10 protein-coding genes and 4 tRNA genes are annotated in these 17,671 nt (G+C 57.9%); 2 read left to right on the top strand and 12 right to left on the bottom strand.

The annotated features are described in order from the left end of the window. The first annotated feature begins 113 nt into the window (after positions 1 to 113). Together fusA and PLH32_02070 are read left to right on the top strand one after the other, a co-directional pair. Positions 114 to 2,195, top strand: coding sequence for an elongation factor G (gene fusA, locus PLH32_02075; GenBank protein ID HQJ63376.1), 2,082 nt, complete (start codon positions 114 to 116; stop codon positions 2,193 to 2,195). Positions 2,196 to 2,326: 131 nt separating this feature from the next. Then, positions 2,327 to 3,037, top strand: coding sequence for a hypothetical protein (locus PLH32_02070; protein ID HQJ63375.1), 711 nt, complete (start codon positions 2,327 to 2,329; stop codon positions 3,035 to 3,037). A 56-nt stretch (positions 3,038 to 3,093) separates the two neighbouring features. On the opposite strand, the gene PLH32_02065 is transcribed toward PLH32_02070, so the two are convergent. From PLH32_02065 to PLH32_02010, 12 genes are all read right to left on the bottom strand, one after another. After that, a tRNA-Arg gene (locus tag PLH32_02065) sits at positions 3,094 to 3,167 on the bottom strand. Between the two features lie 188 nt (positions 3,168 to 3,355). After that, on the bottom strand, positions 3,356 to 4,528 hold the full coding sequence (locus tag PLH32_02060) for a hypothetical protein (protein HQJ63374.1): 1,173 nt from the start codon (positions 4,526 to 4,528) through the stop codon (positions 3,356 to 3,358). Positions 4,529 to 4,782: 254 nt separating this feature from the next. Further along, positions 4,783 to 4,853: transfer RNA gene (locus PLH32_02055), tRNA-Gln, on the bottom strand. A gap of 120 nt (positions 4,854 to 4,973) precedes the next feature. Further along, positions 4,974 to 6,683, bottom strand: coding sequence for a glutamine--tRNA ligase/YqeY domain fusion protein (locus PLH32_02050; protein ID HQJ63373.1), 1,710 nt, complete (start codon positions 6,681 to 6,683; stop codon positions 4,974 to 4,976). Next, complete coding sequence (gene gltX, locus PLH32_02045; protein ID HQJ63372.1) at positions 6,680 to 8,239, bottom strand: glutamate--tRNA ligase; 1,560 nt, start codon at positions 8,237 to 8,239, stop codon at positions 6,680 to 6,682. Before gltX ends, PLH32_02050 begins: the two co-directional genes overlap by 4 nt. 65 nt (positions 8,240 to 8,304) lie before the next feature. Further along, positions 8,305 to 8,393 (bottom strand) — tRNA-Ser (locus tag PLH32_02040). 36 nt (positions 8,394 to 8,429) lie between these two features. Further along, positions 8,430 to 8,513: transfer RNA gene (locus tag PLH32_02035), tRNA-Ser, on the bottom strand. A 70-nt stretch (positions 8,514 to 8,583) separates the two neighbouring features. Beyond that, on the bottom strand, positions 8,584 to 9,675 hold the full coding sequence (dprA, locus tag PLH32_02030) for a DNA-processing protein DprA (GenBank protein HQJ63371.1): 1,092 nt from the start codon (positions 9,673 to 9,675) through the stop codon (positions 8,584 to 8,586). Positions 9,676 to 9,696: 21 nt separating this feature from the next. After that, entirely contained in the window at positions 9,697 to 10,689 is a 993-nt protein-coding gene (gene obgE / locus PLH32_02025; GenBank protein ID HQJ63370.1) for a GTPase ObgE, read from the bottom strand. Positions 10,690 to 10,787: 98 nt separating this feature from the next. Beyond that, positions 10,788 to 11,447, bottom strand: coding sequence for an STAS domain-containing protein (locus PLH32_02020; GenBank protein HQJ63369.1), 660 nt, complete (start codon positions 11,445 to 11,447; stop codon positions 10,788 to 10,790). Between the two features lie 189 nt (positions 11,448 to 11,636). Continuing rightward, entirely contained in the window at positions 11,637 to 15,599 is a 3,963-nt protein-coding gene (locus PLH32_02015) for a SpoIIE family protein phosphatase (protein HQJ63368.1), read from the bottom strand. Positions 15,600 to 15,675: 76 nt separating this feature from the next. Next, positions 15,676 to 17,664 (bottom strand): PorV/PorQ family protein, encoded by a 1,989-nt coding sequence (locus PLH32_02010; GenBank protein ID HQJ63367.1) that lies wholly within the window; start codon positions 17,662 to 17,664, stop codon positions 15,676 to 15,678. Positions 17,665 to 17,671 lie beyond the last annotated feature (7 nt).

Below are 17,671 nucleotides of genomic sequence, written 5' to 3'. Positions count from 1 at the left end.
CACCCTGCAGCATTTTTAGGCAAATGGCTATTTTTTTATTGGGAAATTGGCAAAGAATTCGTAACTTTATATCTTTATTTTTCACGAATTGCCTCATTAACTCCGAGTTCACTATGGCTATTGATCTGCAAAAAATGCGCAACATCGGCATCAGCGCCCACATCGACTCCGGCAAGACGACCCTGACCGAACGAATCCTCTATTACACCCAAAAAATCCATGCCATCCACGAGGTCCGCGGCAAGGATGGCGTCGGCGCCACTATGGATTCGATGGAGCTGGAACGCGAGCGCGGCATCACCATCTCCTCCGCCTCGACCAACGTAACCTGGGGCAAGCATGCGATCAACATTATCGACACCCCCGGACATGTCGATTTCACCATCGAGGTGGAACGCTCCCTGCGCGTCCTCGACGGCGCCGTGCTGGTCCTATGCGCCGTCGGCGGCGTCCAATCCCAGACCCTGACCGTCGATCGGCAGATGACCCGTTACAAGGTCCCGCGTCTGGCTTTCATCAACAAATGCGACCGCATGGGCGCTGACCCGGAACGGGTGACCGAACAACTCCGCGACAAACTCGGCCACAATGCCGTCATGCTCCAGTACCCGATCGGCCTCGAGGCCAATTTTGAGGGCATCATTGATCTGATCCGCTTCAAGGCGATTTACTTTGATGGCAACAATGGCGAGATCCTCCGTGAAGAGGAGATCCCCGCGGCCCTGCGCGACAAGGCCCTGGAAAAACGCGATCTCCTCATCGACCGCGTCTCGCTATATAGCGACGAACTAGCGGAGGCCTACCTCGCGGACCAAGTCACCGAGGAATTGATCTATCAGGCGGTCCGCCAGGGCACCCTCGCCCTCGAACTTACCCCCGTCTTCATCGGTTCGGCTTTCAAGAACAAGGGCATTCAACTGCTGCTCGACGGCATCGTCAATTTTCTACCCGCCCCGACCGAGGTCGAAAACCGCGCCCTCGATCTCGATGCCGGGGAGACCGAGATCGTCCTCCAGCCTGACAGCAAGCTGCCCGCAGTGCTCCTGGCCTTCAAGCTCGATGATACACGCTTCGGGCAGCTCACCTACGTTCGCATTTACCAGGGGAGCATCCATAAAGGGGATGAACTGCGCAACACCCGCTCACAGAAAAAGGTTCGCATCGGCCGTCTCATCCGCATGCATGCCGACGAGATGGAGGATATCACCGAGGCGCAAGCCGGCGATATTGTCGCCCTCTTCGGCATCGATTGCGCCTCTGGCGACACCTTTTGCTCCACCGATATCAACTATTCGATGACCTCGATGTATGTGCCCAATCCAGTAATCTCGCTGTCGATCAAGCCCCTGGACAACAAGTCCGGTGAAAACATGGCCAAGGCCCTGAACCGCTTCAGCAAGGAGGATCCGACCTTCAAGACCTTTGTCGATCCGGAGACCGGAGACACCATTATCCGCGGCATGGGCGAGCTACATCTCGATGTCTATGTGGAGCGGATGCGCCGCGAGTATGCGGTCTCCCTCGAGACCGGCGCGCCGCAAGTGGCCTATCGCGAGAGCATCTCGCAGAAAGCCGACTTCGATTACATCCATAAAAAGCAGACCGGCGGTGCCGGCCAGTATGCACGGGTTTGCGGGATCATTGAGCCCTACCACGATGGTAATTTTGAGTTCATCGATGACATCAAGGGCGGAGTCATCCCGACCGAGTATATCCCCTCCTGCAAAAAGGGCTTCGAGTCCGCCCTGGAGAAGGGCCCCCTGGTGGGCTTTCCCATTGTCGGGGTCCGGGTCACCCTCAATGACGGCAACTTTCACCCTGTCGATTCCTCCGATATGGCCTTCCAGACCGCGGCGTCGAGCGCTTTCCGCGAAACCTACAGCCGTTGCAAGCCGGTCATTCTCGAACCGATCATGCGCGTAGCCGTAGAGACTCCACCGGAGTTTCAGGGAGCGGTTCTCGGCACCATTAACCAGCGCCGCGGCATGATCCTCAGCGCCACCGAGGATAAAACCTTCACCGCCGTTGAAGCGGAAGTACCCCTGGGCGAGATGTTCGGCTACTCCACGGTGCTGCGCTCGGCCACGCAGGGCAAGGCGGAGTTCACGATGGAATTCAAGCGCTACGCCAAGGTGCCCGAATCGATTGCCGAAGAGTTGAAAAAGGCCTATCAGGAAAAACAGAAACAAAAGTAACTGTGCGTTGCTCGTCGCACTGACTTTTGTCCGCAAATCCGATATTACGATGTTGCATCTTTGGTCTAGTCTGTCGTATATTACAATGGCTTGGCCATTTGAAGCAGCGCACCTTACTTCAGAGGTCTGTCATGCTCAAAGCAGAAATCATCAAGCGCAGTCCGATCCGGATCCTGGAAAAATCGATCCGCGGCGGGCTGGGTAAGGGCAATCTGGGCGTCTTCGTGGCCCGCAAGGGGGTCGGCAAAACCGCCTGCCTGGTTCACTTCGCAACGGATAATCTGTTGCGCGGCCACAAAGCCCTCCATATCTCCTTTTCCGACGATCCCCAGCATATCGAACATTGGTACACCCAGGTCTATCATGAAATCGCCCGCGCCTACAAGCTGGCCGATGCAATGGATATCTATGAAGAAATCATCCGCAACCGCCTGATCCTCCACTTCAAACGCAGCGGGCTGAACCTTGATGCGGTCAAAAGCAGCGTCGCCCGGCTGATCAGGGATTCCTCCTTCCAGCCGCAAATCATCATCGTCGATGGTTTTTCTTTCGAAAAGGCCAGCGAAAGCGATCTGCTCTTCTGGAAGCAATTGGCCTCCGACCATGAGGCGGAAATCTGGTTTTCGGCCACCCTTCCCCCCGACGTTCAGATCACGGACCCAAAAGCCATTCCGGCGCCGATCAGCGCCTTTCAAAATCTCCTCTCGGTGATCATCCTGCTGGTTGCACACCGCGACTATATTGAACTCAAGCTGCTGAAGGATCATGAGGAAAAAGGGAGCGACCGGCTGCAGCTACGCCTCGATCCCGGAACCCTGCTCATCGCCAACCGCCGGGTATGAGCGAAGCCTCCCCCCCCTAAAAAAAAGAGCTCAGCACTGTTGAGCTCTTTTTTTTGCGCGCCCGAAGGGACTCGAACCCCCAGCCATCTGATCCGAAGTCAGAAGCTCTATCCAGTTGAGCTACGGGCGCATCCTCGCCGGCCATCGCGAAGTCGCGGCATTTTTTACTCGATTACTCTATAGGTAGATCCCGCATTTTTCAAATAAAAAAAAGGCGGCCGCCCTTATTGGGGAATGCCTTAGGGGGGTCGGCATTCGATGGAGGGATAGGGGCAGGCCGCCTAGAAGAATAACGTAAAAAATCGCAGAATGTTCCCGCTATTTTTGAGACGCGGCATTGACCGCCAGGCCGTTTGCAGTGGGCCGGGTGATGGTTCGCGGCCCGCTCAGGGAAAGGGTGATTCCAGCCATGAAAGACCAGGAAGCCTTCCCTGAACTCTCCGGTTTGAGCCCGGCAGCCCGCTTTTGCAGCCGTTCATAGTCCACCAGGAGCTGTGCGCCGGCGCGGCGGGTGAGGGGGCACTCAATTCCGGCGCCGAGATGTGCAACGGGAGCGCTTTTTTTACCGAGCGCCGCAGCATCACCAGTCGTCGCGGCCCTCCCTGTCAGATATTGCCCATAGCCTATGCCCGCTTGAGCGAAGGGCGTGAGCCTGGCCCGGGGATGGAAGAAAAGCCGCGCCTGCACGCTGGCCTGTAGTAACGAAAAATCCGCTCGACCGTCCCGGCTGTGCATCCGGTCCAATCCGATGCTGCCGCCGAGCGCTATGCCAGAGGTAATCCTGAAATCCAGAAAGCCATCCAGGCTGTATCCCGCGGTTTTCATCCCCGGTACGGCGCCGAAAACGCGGACCGGACCCGCCGCCAAGACCGCCCTCCAGCGATCCCCGGTACTCTGCTCTGCTACCAGGCTCGGTTCAGGAAGGGCTAGCCGGTCGGCGCTGGCGAGGTGCATCGGCTCAACCGCCGACACTTCTCTAGAGGCATGCCCGGCGATATAGTTCTTGATGAGCAGGACAACATCGCGATGGATGCGCTCGTTCAGACGATTATCATCGCGTACGGCGCGGGGGCGTTCGTTGGCGGAGAGAGAAGAGGGCCGGGCATCCGCGATCGCTTTTTCCGCGTCGGCAGGAGCATCCGCGGCAATCGCTGGCGTGGCTTCGGGACCCGCTTCACTCTTTTGCCCAGCAGCACTCGAAGAGACAACCGCCGTTGCTTTTGCCGCCTTCATGGGCGGCGACGTCGGTAAAATTGGGCTGGCGGTCGATGATGAAACCGGCGTGCGGGGTTGCAGTGCGGCGCGCCGGACCGTCGGCGGGGGCAGGAACTCACTGATGGAGATTGGGGCGAGCGGCCCCACGTCGATCCGGGAAAGCGGGACCATCTCCGCTTGGCGGGACATCCCTTTCGGCACAGGCGACTGCTGCGCCAGGATCAGTATGGCCGCGGTGAGCGCTACCAGCCCATGTAACCACTTTCCCGAGTTCATAACTCCCGATTCTTGTTACAAATTGGAACATGAAAACGACATTTGTGTAACAGGAGGCCCTTATGGTCGCGCTTTGCGTCCATTTCGTTATTTGATTTTATTGGAATTGGCAAGATTACGTCCCTGTCAGCGTCTGCTGACCCTGGAAATGTACAATAAATATGCCAGAATGAGGGGGTTGTCGCGGAAGGAGCGGTGGGATGATCAGGGTGCAATAAAAAACGGAGGGTTATTGTCTAACCCTCCGCCTCGGGCTGGGGAACAGGGATTCGAACCCCGATACCATGATCCAGAGTCATGTGTCCTGCCATTGGACGATTCCCCAGTAGGTTGTCCCAACTTTAATTGATTAATATACGCATATTTTGCCAGATTTCAAATATATTTTTTACGATACGGATACAGCTTGGCGCTGCGATGCGAGGCGGTGTCTGGCGCCGGGCACTCAGCCGCCCATTTTTTTCTCGATTTTGGCCCAACTATCCCGCAACGAAACAGTCCGGTTGAAAACCGGCGCTCCGGGTTTGGAGTCCATGGTGTCGGCGATAAAATATCCGCTGCGTTCGAATTGCACCCTCTCGCCCGGCTGTGCACCCGCAAGCACTGGTTCCAGCTTGCAGTGCTCAATCACCTGGAGGGACTGGGGGTTAAGATAATCGAGAAAACTCTCGTCTTCGGCCACCTCCTGCGGATCCGGTTTGGTGAAGAGGTGGTCGTACAACCGCACCGTCGCATCCAAGGCGTGCGCCGCGGAAACCCAGTGAAGGGTCCCCTTCACCTTGCGCCCATCCGGCGTGCCGCCTCCCCGCGAAGCCGGATCATAACTGCAATGCAGCAGGGTGACCATTCCCTGGGCATCTTTTTCCACTCCGGTGCAGGTGATAAAATAGGCATAACGAAGCCGGACCTCAACGCCGGGTGAGAGCCGGTGAAACTGCTTCGGGGGATCCTCACGGAAGTCATCCCGCTCAATATAGATCTCGCGGCTGAAAGGGACCTTGCGGGTGCCCATGGAGGCATCCTCTGGATTATTGATGGCCTCCAGCTCTTCGACCATCCCATCGGGATAATTGTCGATGATGACCTTGACGGGATTCAGCACCGCCATGCGGCGGGGAGCGCGGAGATTCAGATCCTCGCGAATGCAATGTTCCAGGAGCTGGATATCGACGACGCTGTCGCGTTTGGCCACTCCGATGATTTCGGCAAAATTGCGCAGGGCTTCCGGGGTGTAGCCCCGGCGGCGCATACCGGCGATCGTCGGCATGCGCGGATCATCCCAGCCGCTGACATGTTTTTCGCTCACCAGTTGCAGCAATTTGCGCTTGCTGAGCACCGTATAGGAGAGATTCAAACGCGCAAATTCGATCTGCTGTGGATGGTAGATACCGAGTTGGTCGAGGAACCAGTCATAAAGTGGACGGTGGTCCTCGAACTCGAGGGTGCAAATGGAGTGGGTGATCCCTTCGATCGAATCGGAGATGCAGTGTGCATAATCGTACATCGGGTAGATGCACCAGGTCTTGCCAGTGCGGTGGTGCTCAATATTTTTAATCCTATAGATCGCCGGATCGCGCATGTTGAGATTGGGTGAGGCCATGTCGATTTTGGCGCGCAAGACGCGGCTGCCTTCTGCGAACTCACCATTGCGCATGCGCTGGAAGAGATCGAGATTTTCTGCGACGCTGCGGTCGCGAAAGGGGCTGTTCTTTCCCGGTTCGGTCAAGGTGCCGCGATAGGCCCGAATCTCGTCTGGACTCAGATCGCAGACATACGCTTTGCCGAGCTTGATCAATTGCACGGCATAGTCATAGAGCGGCTCGAAATAATCGGAGGCATAGTATTTCCGTCCCTCCCAGTCAAAACCCAACCAGCGGACGTCCTCTTCGATCGACTCGACGTATTCGACATCCTCTTTAGCGGGATTGGTATCGTCATACCGCAGGTTGGTCTTGCCGCCGAATTCCCGGGCCAAGCCGAAATTAAGGCAGATCGACTTGGCGTGGCCAATGTGGAGATAGCCATTGGGCTCGGGCGGGAAACGAGTGTGCACCCGCCCCTGATATTTTCCGGTCTTGAGATCTTCCCGTATGATGGCACGGATAAAATTGGGCGGCGCGGTCGCGACCGGCGTCTCACCCCTTTCTTTGTTCATGGACATTTCGCTCGTTCCGTTTTGGTTAGAGATGAAACCGTTTCCAGCAATCCGGGGATGACGGCCACAGCCCGGTTAAGCCGGCGCAGTACGGTACTCGGCCCCAGGATTGCTAGCAGTTCGAAGAGCCCCGGCCCTACGCTGACGCCGGTGACGGCCAGCCGGACCGGATGGATCAAAGCGCTGCCGCTCAGTCCGTGACGCTCCGCCACCATGCGCAGCGCCTGCTCATAGGCCGCTGCATCCATGATGGAGGCCTCTGCAAAGGTGCTGCCGAATTCGGTGAGCAGCGCGGCCGTGTCGCTGTTCCAGCGCTTTTTCAGGGCTTCGGGTTCATAGGTCTCTGGATCACGGAAGAAATAACCCGAGAGCTTCCAGAAATCCCCAATAAAATGGAGGCGGTCGCGCATCAGTCCGACGACCTGCAACAGGTAGGCCGGATCGACGGGACGGTACTCCTCTGCCGCCTCGAGCGCAGCAACTTCCGCCGCGATCGCGGCCGGCGTGCGCCGCATGATATGCTCCTTGTTGATCCAGTTGAGCTTTTTCAAATCAAAGATCGCCGCGGCCTTGTTGATCCGCTCGAGCGAGAACTCGTGCACCAGCTCGTCGAGACTGAAGACCTGGCGCTCGTCCCCTTCGCCGGGATTCCATCCCAACAGGGCGATATAATTAAGCAGCGCCGCTTTCTCATACCCTTTTTGGATGTAGGAGGCCACATCAGGATCGACCTTGCCTGCAGGCAGGGCATCGAGCGATTGGATATCCCGCTTGCTCATCTTGCTGCCGTCCGGATTGGAGATGAGCGGCAGGTGGGCCATTCTCGGGGGCTGCCAGCCGAAATACTCATAGAGGAGCAAATGCTTGGGCACCGAGCTAAGCCACTCCTCCCCGCGAATCACGTGGGTGATCGCCATCAAGTGATCATCGACCACGTTGGCGAGATGATAGGTCGGATAGCCGTCGGATTTGAGCAGCACCTGGTCGTCGACCTCCTTGCTATCGAAAACCACATGGCCGCGGATCGCGTCATCCACCGCGAACTTGCGCTCTGCAGGGACCAGCAGGCGGATGGTATAGGGGGTGCCGGCGCGAAGGGCTTCCGCCACCTCAGCCGCGGACAGGCTCAGGCTGTTCCGCATCTGCAAACGCGTGAGCGCATTATATCGGGCGAAGGGATTGCCCTGCACTTTGGCACGCTGGCGCATGGCCTCAATGTCCGCGGCCGAATCGAACGCATAGTAGGCTTGCCCCTTTTCGAGGAGCTCAAAGGCATAGTGGCGGTAGATTTCCGTCCGCTCGGACTGGAAATAAGGACCAAAAGCCCCACCACATTTCGGGCCCTCATCGGGGATCAGGCCGGCCCATTCGAGCACGCTGATCAGATTCTCCGTCGCCCCCTCGACAAACCGTTCGCGGTCGGTATCCTCAATGCGCAGAATAAAGGCGCCACCCTGCTGACGCGCGAAGAGATAGTTATAGAGTGCGGTACGCAAGCCGCCGATGTGCACAAAGCCGGTGGGACTGGGAGCGAATCGAACTCGAACCTGAGACACCGCGTTGCCTCTTCGATTTAGGGTACACTACTATAAAAAAATGGCGGGATTCGCCATTTTAACTGCGGAGAGGCAGGGATTCGAACCCTGGGTAGGGGTTACCCCCTACAACGGCTTAGCAGGCCGCCCCGTTCAGCCACTCCGGCACCTCTCCGGAAATATGTGTCCGCCGGGACCGGACCAACGCAAGCGGAGGGAGGGGGATTCGAACCCCCAAGGGCTTGCGCCCGGCGGTTTTCAAGACCGCTGCCTTGCCTGTTAGGTCTATCCCTCCCGGCAGTTGAAAATTTACGAAAAAATATAGAGATAGTCAAATAATATTTGTGCCGGAGCGCCGCCGGATTTCAAACGCGCACAAATATTTTCCCAGGCAGCTGCGTCACCATGTTCTGCAGTTCAAGCTCAAGCAGCTGCGCCAAAACGACGAAAACCGGCTTGCCGAGCTGATGGGCGATCGCATCGATATGTTGCGGTTCCGCCGTCAGTACCTTGAGGAGCGCTTCCGCCTCCGCAGTGAGCCCCACCCCTGGCAAATTCAGCTGCCGTTCTTGCGGCGGCATATCCGCCATGCCGATCTCAACCAGGATGTCCTCCACCTCCTGCACCAGCTTGGCGCCCTGTTGAATGAGATGGTTGCATCCCCAGCTTTTGGGATTGGTGACATTGCCCGGCACGGCCAGCACTTCGCGGTTGTACTCGAGGGCGTTATCGGCGGTAATCAAGGCGCCGCTGTTTTCCCCGGCCTCGACGACCAGTGTCGCCACCGCAAGGCCAGCAATGATACGGTTGCGTCGAGGAAAATGCGGGGCATCCGGCTGCGTGCCGAGCGGGTATTCTGATACCAGCGCGCCGTTCGCTCCGACTGCCGCCGCAAGACGGCGGTTCTCGGAGGGGTAGATCTGATCCACTCCCGAACCCAGGACGGCGATGGTTTTACCGCCCGATGCGATCGCTTCATGATGGGCCAGGGTGTCGATACCGCGCGCCAATCCGCTGACGATCACCAGCCCGCGCTGCACCAGATCCCGCGTCAACTTTTGTGCAAGTATTTGCCCATATTCGCTCGGCGCCCGGGTGCCGACCACCGCTATCGACTTGGCCGCCAGCACCTCCACCTCCCCCTGAACGAAGAGGACCATCGGGGAGTCGTAAAGGGAGCGCAGCATTTCGGGATAGCGCTCATCCCAGAAGGTCAGCACCATCACCCCCGTGCGTTGCGCCTGTTTTAGCTGGTGTTCAGCCCAGGTGAGGTCGGCGTGCGACTTGATCTTGGCCGCGGTAGCCTGATCCACACCCTCCACTTCGCAGAGCTGTCGAACGGAGGCGCCGTAAATGGCGCGCCCGCTGCCAAACCGCTCCATAAGGCTGTGCAGCCGTTGCGGTCCGATCCCTGGCGTATTCCAAAGAGAGAGGATTTCGGGTGTTGCTGTTGCCATATCGTCCCCCGCAGGATGAGATCATAGCTCCTCTTCCATCCGCTGTAATTCATCCCAGATCAGCCGGATCAGCTGCTCCAGGCCATCCCCGCGTACGGCTGAGATGACAGCCACCGGCACCTTGCCGGTAAGCCGGCTTTTTAATGGCTTCAATATGTGCTGCAGCAGATCCGCTTTGGTGTAAACCAGCAGCCGCCGCTTTGTCAGGAGATCAGGACTGTAAGACTTGAGCTCATGTATCAGGGTCTTGTAGTCGGTCTCCATCGTCACGGAGCTGCTGTCGATGAGAATGGCGAGAATACGGGTCCGTTCGATGTGGCGAAGGAACTGGATGCCCAGCCCCTTGCCTTCATGGGCCCCGGCGATCAATCCGGGAATATCGGCGACCACATAGCTGCGGGCCTCGTCGACCCGCACGATACCGAGGTTCGGGGTCAGGGTTGTGAAGGGATAATCAGCGATCTTGGGTCGGGCCGCGGAGATGCGCGAAAGCAGGGTCGATTTGCCAGCATTGGGCAGGCCGACCAGGCCGACATCCGCGATCAATTTGAGTTCGAGGGTGAGCTCGAGCTCCTGTCCTGGAAATCCTGGTTCCCACTCGCGCGGGGTGCGATTGGAGGGGGTAGAAAAGCGGGCATTGCCCCTGCCGCCGCGCCCGCCCTGGGCAATGATGACCTCCTGGCCCGCCTGCGTCAGATCGGCCACCAGGGCTCCGGTTTCCGCGTTATAGATCATGGTGCCGATCGGCATATGGATGCGCAGGGATTCTCCGCTCTTGCCCGTCTTATTCGCGCCCAGGCCATGTTGACCGCGGTCAGCTTTGAACAGGGTCTGATACTTGAAATCGAGCAAGGTATGAATGTGGCGGTCGGCCACCGCGATGACATCGCCACCGTTACCGCCGTCGCCGCCGTTGGGTCCCCCCTTCGGTACATATTTTTCACGGCGAAATGCGACGCAGCCGGCCCCGCCGGAGCCGGCTTGCACTCGAATTTTAGCGCGGTCGATAAACATAAGATGAGGTCGGGAAAGGTGAGGCTGCGGGAAGAGGGCTGCAGTACGACCGGAACCAGATCCGCCCCCCAGGAATGTACTCAGATGTTCCGGATGGCTCAGCGACCGGCGCTGAGCTGTGCCCGGCCGCGCTTGCTGTCGAGGCCTGCCTTTTTCAGCAACTTGCGCATCGCAAACCAGCCAAGGCGGACATTACCGTATTCAGGGGTATTCAGGGTGCGTATGAGCTGAACCGTGCCGATCTCCGGCTCCTGGGCGATGATTTTGCGGATCTTGTCTTCGATATTGTCGGTCTTGACGCCATCGCTTTTGGCGTGTCCTTCACGGCGTTCACCACCAGGGCTATGCGTCTCCTGCATCTCCACCTCGGATATTTTGGCCCCCTCCGTGACCGGGCCCAGGGTGCGTTCGAAATCCTTGATGGCATCCTCAATCGTGTCGCAAGCCTTCAGGATATAATGAAACTCGAGCAACTCGAATACTTCATAGACTTCGGGAATCATGCGGACGAGCTTGAGGTCGCCGCCTTTTTCCCGTATGCCCTTGATCTCGCTGATAAATATGCCCCATCCGGCGCTGCTCACGTAATCCACATTACCGAGGTCGATGATGATATTGTTGGATCCCGCTTTCAAGAGCGTGCTCAATGCATGCTCAAGCTCAGAGGAGGTTGTTGTATCAATGTAGCCGCCAACCTTGATAATCGAGATGCTGTTTTTAGTACCCGTCTTCTCCACCGACAATTGGATGCCTTCCATGTTGAATCTCCATCAAGATGGTTCCGCAATTACAGCCCCTGCGCCTCGCACAGTTTCCGCAATTCTGATTTGGAGGCATGTCGCGCCACCACAAATCCCCTCAGGACGAGCCCTTCAATTCATAAATATAGCCTTTATGTCTCTAATAGTCAACAAAAATATCCCCCGTCATGGGGCAAAGGAAGGAGATCAAGAGGATTCGCTCTGATTGATAAATTGCCGGGCACGCTGAATGCTGTCGTAGATATCGCGCCGTTCGGGCGCCAGCTGCAGCAGATATTCCCAGTGCGCGATGGCGCGCGGAAACGACCCCTGGTTGGCATAGATCACGCCCAGCTTCTCATGAGCTTCCTTGTTTTTAGGATCGTTCTTTAAAACCCGCTGAAACTCGCGTGCAGCGTTGCGGAAGTCATGCGTGCGGAAGAGCGCCTGCCCCAAAAGGGCGCGTACCTGATAATCTTCTGCATGGAGGCCGAGAAGCGCTGTGCAGATTTCAATGGTTTGTCGGTATTCCTCGCTAAGGTAATGGCTGAGCGCGGCGGCATAGGCACGATCCCGTCCCGGATCATCGCCCGGTATTTGTGTGCTTTCCGCCGGCATTTCATCGGAATTCTGCAGGATGTTGCCCGCCTCCAGTGCGGCAGGCCACGGTTTCTCTTCCGCCCGCTCGGCACTGAGCAAATCGATCAATTCATCGAACGAAAGGCGATGCCGTTCTTCGCCGGACTCTTTCTGACCGGCTGCCCCGGGCAGGCCCTCCTGTCCACTCTGCGAGAGGCCCGGTGCCCTTTCAGGCTCTGCAAGGCCAAGCTCCCAGTTCATGCGCGAGGCGATCTCGTTCTGCAGGATCTGCTCGACAATGTCGTTTTCCAGCTCGCCGGTATCGCTGATGAGTCCGGCCTCCTCCTCCAGATTGAGAAACTCCTCAAAAATATCCTCAAGCGCCGGACCCGCTTCCTCTTCCTGAAAGAGAGCGTCCGCTTTGCGCTCGTCGGCTTCCGTAACGATGACGGCCTCCTCCACTGGTGCCGGCGGGAAACTTGCGCTATCCTCCTTGTGCACGAAGGGATCCTCGATGCCCGCTCCCGATTCAAGGATCTCGGCAAAATCAAGGTCGTCGGCCGGGAGGCTCGAGGCCAGCGCCGCTGTGCTTGCGGCTACGTCTTCAGGGGGTTCACTGGTACCTGGCGGTTCAGGCATACGGGGATCATCCGGCTGCGTCGCGGCGAACGCTCCTTCTTCGACCACCATGGCTTCGGCGGGACTCGCCTCCTCCGTGCTAGCGGATCCCTCGGCAGGCGGACTCCCGGCGTATTCAAATCTCAGCTCTTCGAGCGATAAGTCGGCTTCCACAGGCGCTTTCACGGCCGCCTCAGAGACTGGCTCCGGTGGCAGGGCCTCCTCTATCCCGGGTTCTTCCTCCTCGGACATCATCCCCAGCCGTTTGTCGAAGAGATCCTCGAGGGGGCTGTTGAGCAGCTCTTCAATCTGGTAGGAGAGCACATCCCGGCCCGCAAACCGCCCTATCCCCGAGCGAACGGGGAGCGGCACTTTCTGGCTCTTCGCCGATCCGACCGCCGCTTCGGGCTTTGCCGACGGCTCCTTGCCCGGCCGCGCCTTTTTGGCAGGCTGCCCCGATACGCGCGGCTCAAAATCAGCCTCCTCCGCTGTATCTGCCAGACCGCCATTCTGAATGATCACCCGGCCATCGAGCGTGAGCATGGGCGTGCCTGGGGGTTTCGGCCGGCGCTTCCTGCCACCGCGGTGGACGAAGGCCTCGCGGAGCTCCCGCGTATTAAGTTTGGCCCGCACCAGCTCCTCGTAGACCTTGGCGGGGTGGATCTCCATAAAACCGTAGCGCTCGCTGTTGAGTTCTTCGCTGATCTTTTTGGCGCCGAATTCGGGAAATCGCATGATCACATCGTAGAGTTTGGTCTTCTCCTCGATGCTCAGGTGTTTGGCTTCGATCGATTCGCTCTCGACGCTCACCAGCTCTTCGATCTTGCCTTGCTCGAAAATCTCTTTATACTTGCTGTAGTAGGAGTAGGACGAGAGGCCCTCGGCCTCACAGGCCTCGCGGATGCCCGCACCCGCTTGGAGACGCCGGTAGACTCGCTTGGCGCGATCAAGCTCAATCTTCTCCGCCGAAGATTTTTCCTTGATGGCCACCAGGGTGATGTCATCGCTCTGCGCAGTGCCCTCCGTAAAGGAGAGCAGATCCTCGTGCAGCTTGCTGACAAAATCCTCCGCAGCCAAATGACCATTTTCGCGGATCACATTGAGAAAGCGCTCCTCACCATACAGGTGACGCCGACTGTTCATCGCCTCGGTCACGCCGTCGGTATAGATCAGGAGGATATCGCCCTCATTCAACGATAATGTGTCGGATTCGATGGTGTTGCGGAACAGGTTCTTATCGGGCAGCGAGATGCCGATGGGAAAGCCGTGGGGATTGAGATAATAGGTCTTGTTGCGGCTGGCGCGGTAGAGGATCATCGGGTTATGACCGGCGCTGGCGTAATTGAGGCGCCGTTTTTTGGAATCGATGATCACATAGAACAGGGTGACGAACATCCCCTTCTTCATGTCATTGACGACGAAATCATTGACGCGCGCCAGCACCTCGGCGGCATCCTTGATGCCGCGCGCCTCGGTGCGCAAGGCGGTGCGGATCATGGTCATCACCAGTGAGCCGGGCACACCCTTTCCTGAAACATCCGCTACGACGATCCCCAGGGTGTCCTTGTCGACTTCGACGAAATCGTAATAATCACCGCCCACCTCCTTGGCCGCGGCATAGTAGCTACTGAGCCCATAGCCCTCAATATCCGGGAAACTGCTGGGCAGAAGAGTCTGCTGGATCTCCTGGGCGACCTGCATCTCCTTTTGCAGACGCTCCTGCTCGGCCAGATTGACCTGAGATTCGCGCAGTTTGAGGGTGATATCACTGAATGCTTGGGCGATCTCGCCGATCTCGGTGGTGGTGTCAATATCCATCTCGTCGGCAACGCCGGGCTGGCCCAGCTGTTTGACCCACTCCGAGAGGCGGCGGAAAGGATTCATCACTAGGATAATGAGGAGGAAAAGGCCCGCAGCGCCGATCAACCAGATAATCGCGGCGGAGCGGGCTTCAAGCCAGCGCGCGCTTCGCACGGCCTTGCGGACCGACGAATAATCGATAAAAAAGTGGGCGGTACAGAGGGTTTTACCGGCGCTATCCAGCACGGGCGCATTAATCTCGAGCGCTTCGATCCCGCCAGCCAGATCATACCGCAGCACATCCTTCTCTAGCTCGGTCACCCTTTGCGGCCGGGTGAATTTTTCAAAAATCTGCTGCCCTTCGGTGCTGGCGAGGATGAACTGGTTGTTATCGACGATGATCGCTCGGTAGAGGATGTCATGATATTCTGAATTCTGCAGCGTATTCAAAGGCGGCAACGTATGGGCGAGGATATCGATATCGTCAGGCAGGTTGGTTCCAGCGAGCATGCTGAGGCGTGTTGCTTCGGGAAGTTGTTGCTGAAGATTTATGGAAATGTCACTGGTCATCACCGACAGCGCGGTCCGGCCCCGGGCGAGAAAGTCATCCGTAATGCTTTTCTGCAAGCGGAAAAAATTAAAGCTGTAAACGCCGAGCAAAAAAAGGGTGAAAACGGAGGTCGAGATCAGCCAGTAACGCGCTTTCAAGGTCATCGAAAGCGCGGGGACGCTCAGGCGGTGCTTGCGCGCCACATCCCGGTATTTGACCATCCACAGTTCGTTGCCCTCTTCGGTCTTGCGATAGTCGATCTCGTCGAGGAGGCGGCGCATGATGAAGATGCCCAGCCCCCCCTTTTTGCCGATATCAACATACCGCTGCAAATCCGGATCGCTGACCTGGCGCGGATCAAAGTATTTACCCTGGTCGATGAGGACCATGGTGAGGCTATTTTTCTTGACGATGGCGCGGATGGTGATGCTGCCTTCCCAGTCGCGGTAGGCATGTTTGATGATATTGGTAGCCGCTTCGTCGATGGAGAGTTTGAAGGCATTGATCACCCGCTCGGAGAATCCGTGTCGGCGCCCGACCTTGGTGACAAAGTCGCGCAGCTCGCCGAGATATTCAACGCTGGCGGGTACCTTGAGCTGCTCTTTTAGGATATTCTGGAACAATCGTCCTCTTCAGGTTGGGCGTCAGCCGGGTGCTGCAGCCAACGCAACCACCCTCGGTGGGTTAGTTTAATTGTTTTTATTTGGGTTGGGCCCCCTGAGTGGCGCTCTGCCGTTGTAGATTCTCCTTGGCCGAATCCAGGGCCTTGAGGATCTTTTTATTCAACGGCTGCAGCTTGCGCGCCTCCTCAAAATGGCGCACCGCCTCTTCGTACTTGTGCTGCGCATAGGCCTGTGCACCCAGGCGGTAGAGTTCGCGCACATTTTCGGGCATCTCCATGTCCCGTGCCTCGGCGCGCGCCTTGGCCTCCTTATAGCGATCCTGCAAGGAGCGGTTGCCCGGGTCGTAGCGCAAGGCTTCCTGGTAGAGGGAAGCGGCTTCAGCCCAGTTCTGACTCAGCTCCTGGGCGGCGGCGCGCCGCATTAGATCCTCACGGCTCAGGCGGCTCTCGATGGAGGAGATCTGTCCGGAAAGAAAGGTCTCGATATCGGGAATGCCCTTAGCCATCTGCCGGGCCTGATTGTAAAGGGTGATGGCATCGTAGCCGCGATCCTGAGCCTGCAGCTGCCGCGCGCGTTCGGCCAGCTGCATGATCTTGCGGCGTAATTGCTCATCGGATTTGCGTCGCAGGTCGGTAGCCCGCTCGCTGTTGGGATCGATGGCGAGGGCCTGATCGCATTCCCGGATAGCCGTCGGATAATCCTCCAAACTGTAGGCGTTCAAAGCCCTTTGGTAATGCTGTTCGATCGCCAGATTATTACGTTTAATGCGCATCTCTTCTTCATTTTTAGCGAGGATGGCCGCCTCCTCGCGCTTCCGCTCTTCCTCAAGGGCGGTGTTGATCTGCTTGAGCAGCTCGCGCGCCTCTTCGAGATCGGGGTCGCTCCCGGTCACATCATAAAAGAGCACCCGGCTGATGACGCTGTAGGCGCCGGGATAATCACCCTTGCCCACAAGAACGCGCGCCCGGCTCATTCCGGAGACGATGGCCTCGGTCCGTTCAGCCTGGCGTTTGGCTGTCAGCTCCTGTTCGATCCGGCGCGCCTCTCGCTCCTGATATTCCGCCAACCGCGCTTCCCGGCTCCGGCCGATATTGAGAATCAGCGAAATCCGGTGGCTGCTGCCGAGCCAGGCATCATCCCCGTTCCAGTAGGAATAATCGAACTGTACGCCCGCTAGCTTGAGGCCGCCGCCGTAGGTCAGATGATTGCGATTAAAACCGGTCCGCAGTGAAAAGAGATCCTGAAAGGTGTACTCCAGCCCGAGATGGGATTGGCCTGGCATGGTGCTCGCCTTGTCATATTCCAGGGCGAGGGTCATGGTACTGCCATCCTCCCCTAGGGCGACCCCCTTGGCCAAACCGAGACGCATCGTTCGCGGTGTGGTATCTTTCGCCTCCACCGCCCGCATGGAGCGCTGGATGGCATTCTGCAGACTGAACGCCAGCGAAAGCTGATTCAAAAAAGGCGATTCGGAGTGCGGCGCCAGCAGCAAGCCGAGGTCCGCCCCGAGCGCGGATTCGGTAAGACTTCCAGCCGATCCGGTGACCGCATCGGGATAGGCCGGCAGTGATGCCCGTTCAACCTTCATCGTCGCCCCCAGCGAGAGCCAGTTGATGGGACGATAGCCGTAACCCAGCATCAGCAGGGTGCGGCTATAGGCCACCGAACCCAACTTGATCGGCTCCTGGTCGTCATAGAGATCGATATCCGGGGTTGAAAGGGTGAGCACACCGATACTGAAGGTGCCGATGAAGAGGGTGGGATGGGCATAGCCCAGATAGCTGTACTGTGTCCCCGCCGTCAGATTGGAGTAATAGAGGCCAAGCCCCATGTTCTTGACCTTTTCGAGCGCAGCTGGATTCCAGTAGAGGGCGAAGGGATCGTCCGCTGCCGCGGTATAAGCGCCGCCCATCGCTAGAGCACGGGCGCCAACCGGCTGATCAAAGATATCGTTCGCCCCGCCCCAGGCTTTGTCCTGAAGGATCGTCTGGGCGGAGACCACCACGGCGCCCGAAGACAAGAACGCGAGCAGGCAGAACAAATAGGTGCGATAAAATTGCTTCACAGTGACA

It is taken from the genome of bacterium, assembly GCA_035419245.1.
In the GTDB taxonomy this organism is placed as follows: Bacteria; Zhuqueibacterota; Zhuqueibacteria; order Residuimicrobiales; family Residuimicrobiaceae; genus JAKPUX01.
The sequence above is the reverse complement of the archived record's forward strand: the minus strand, read 5'-3'. Positions and strand labels throughout refer to the sequence as shown.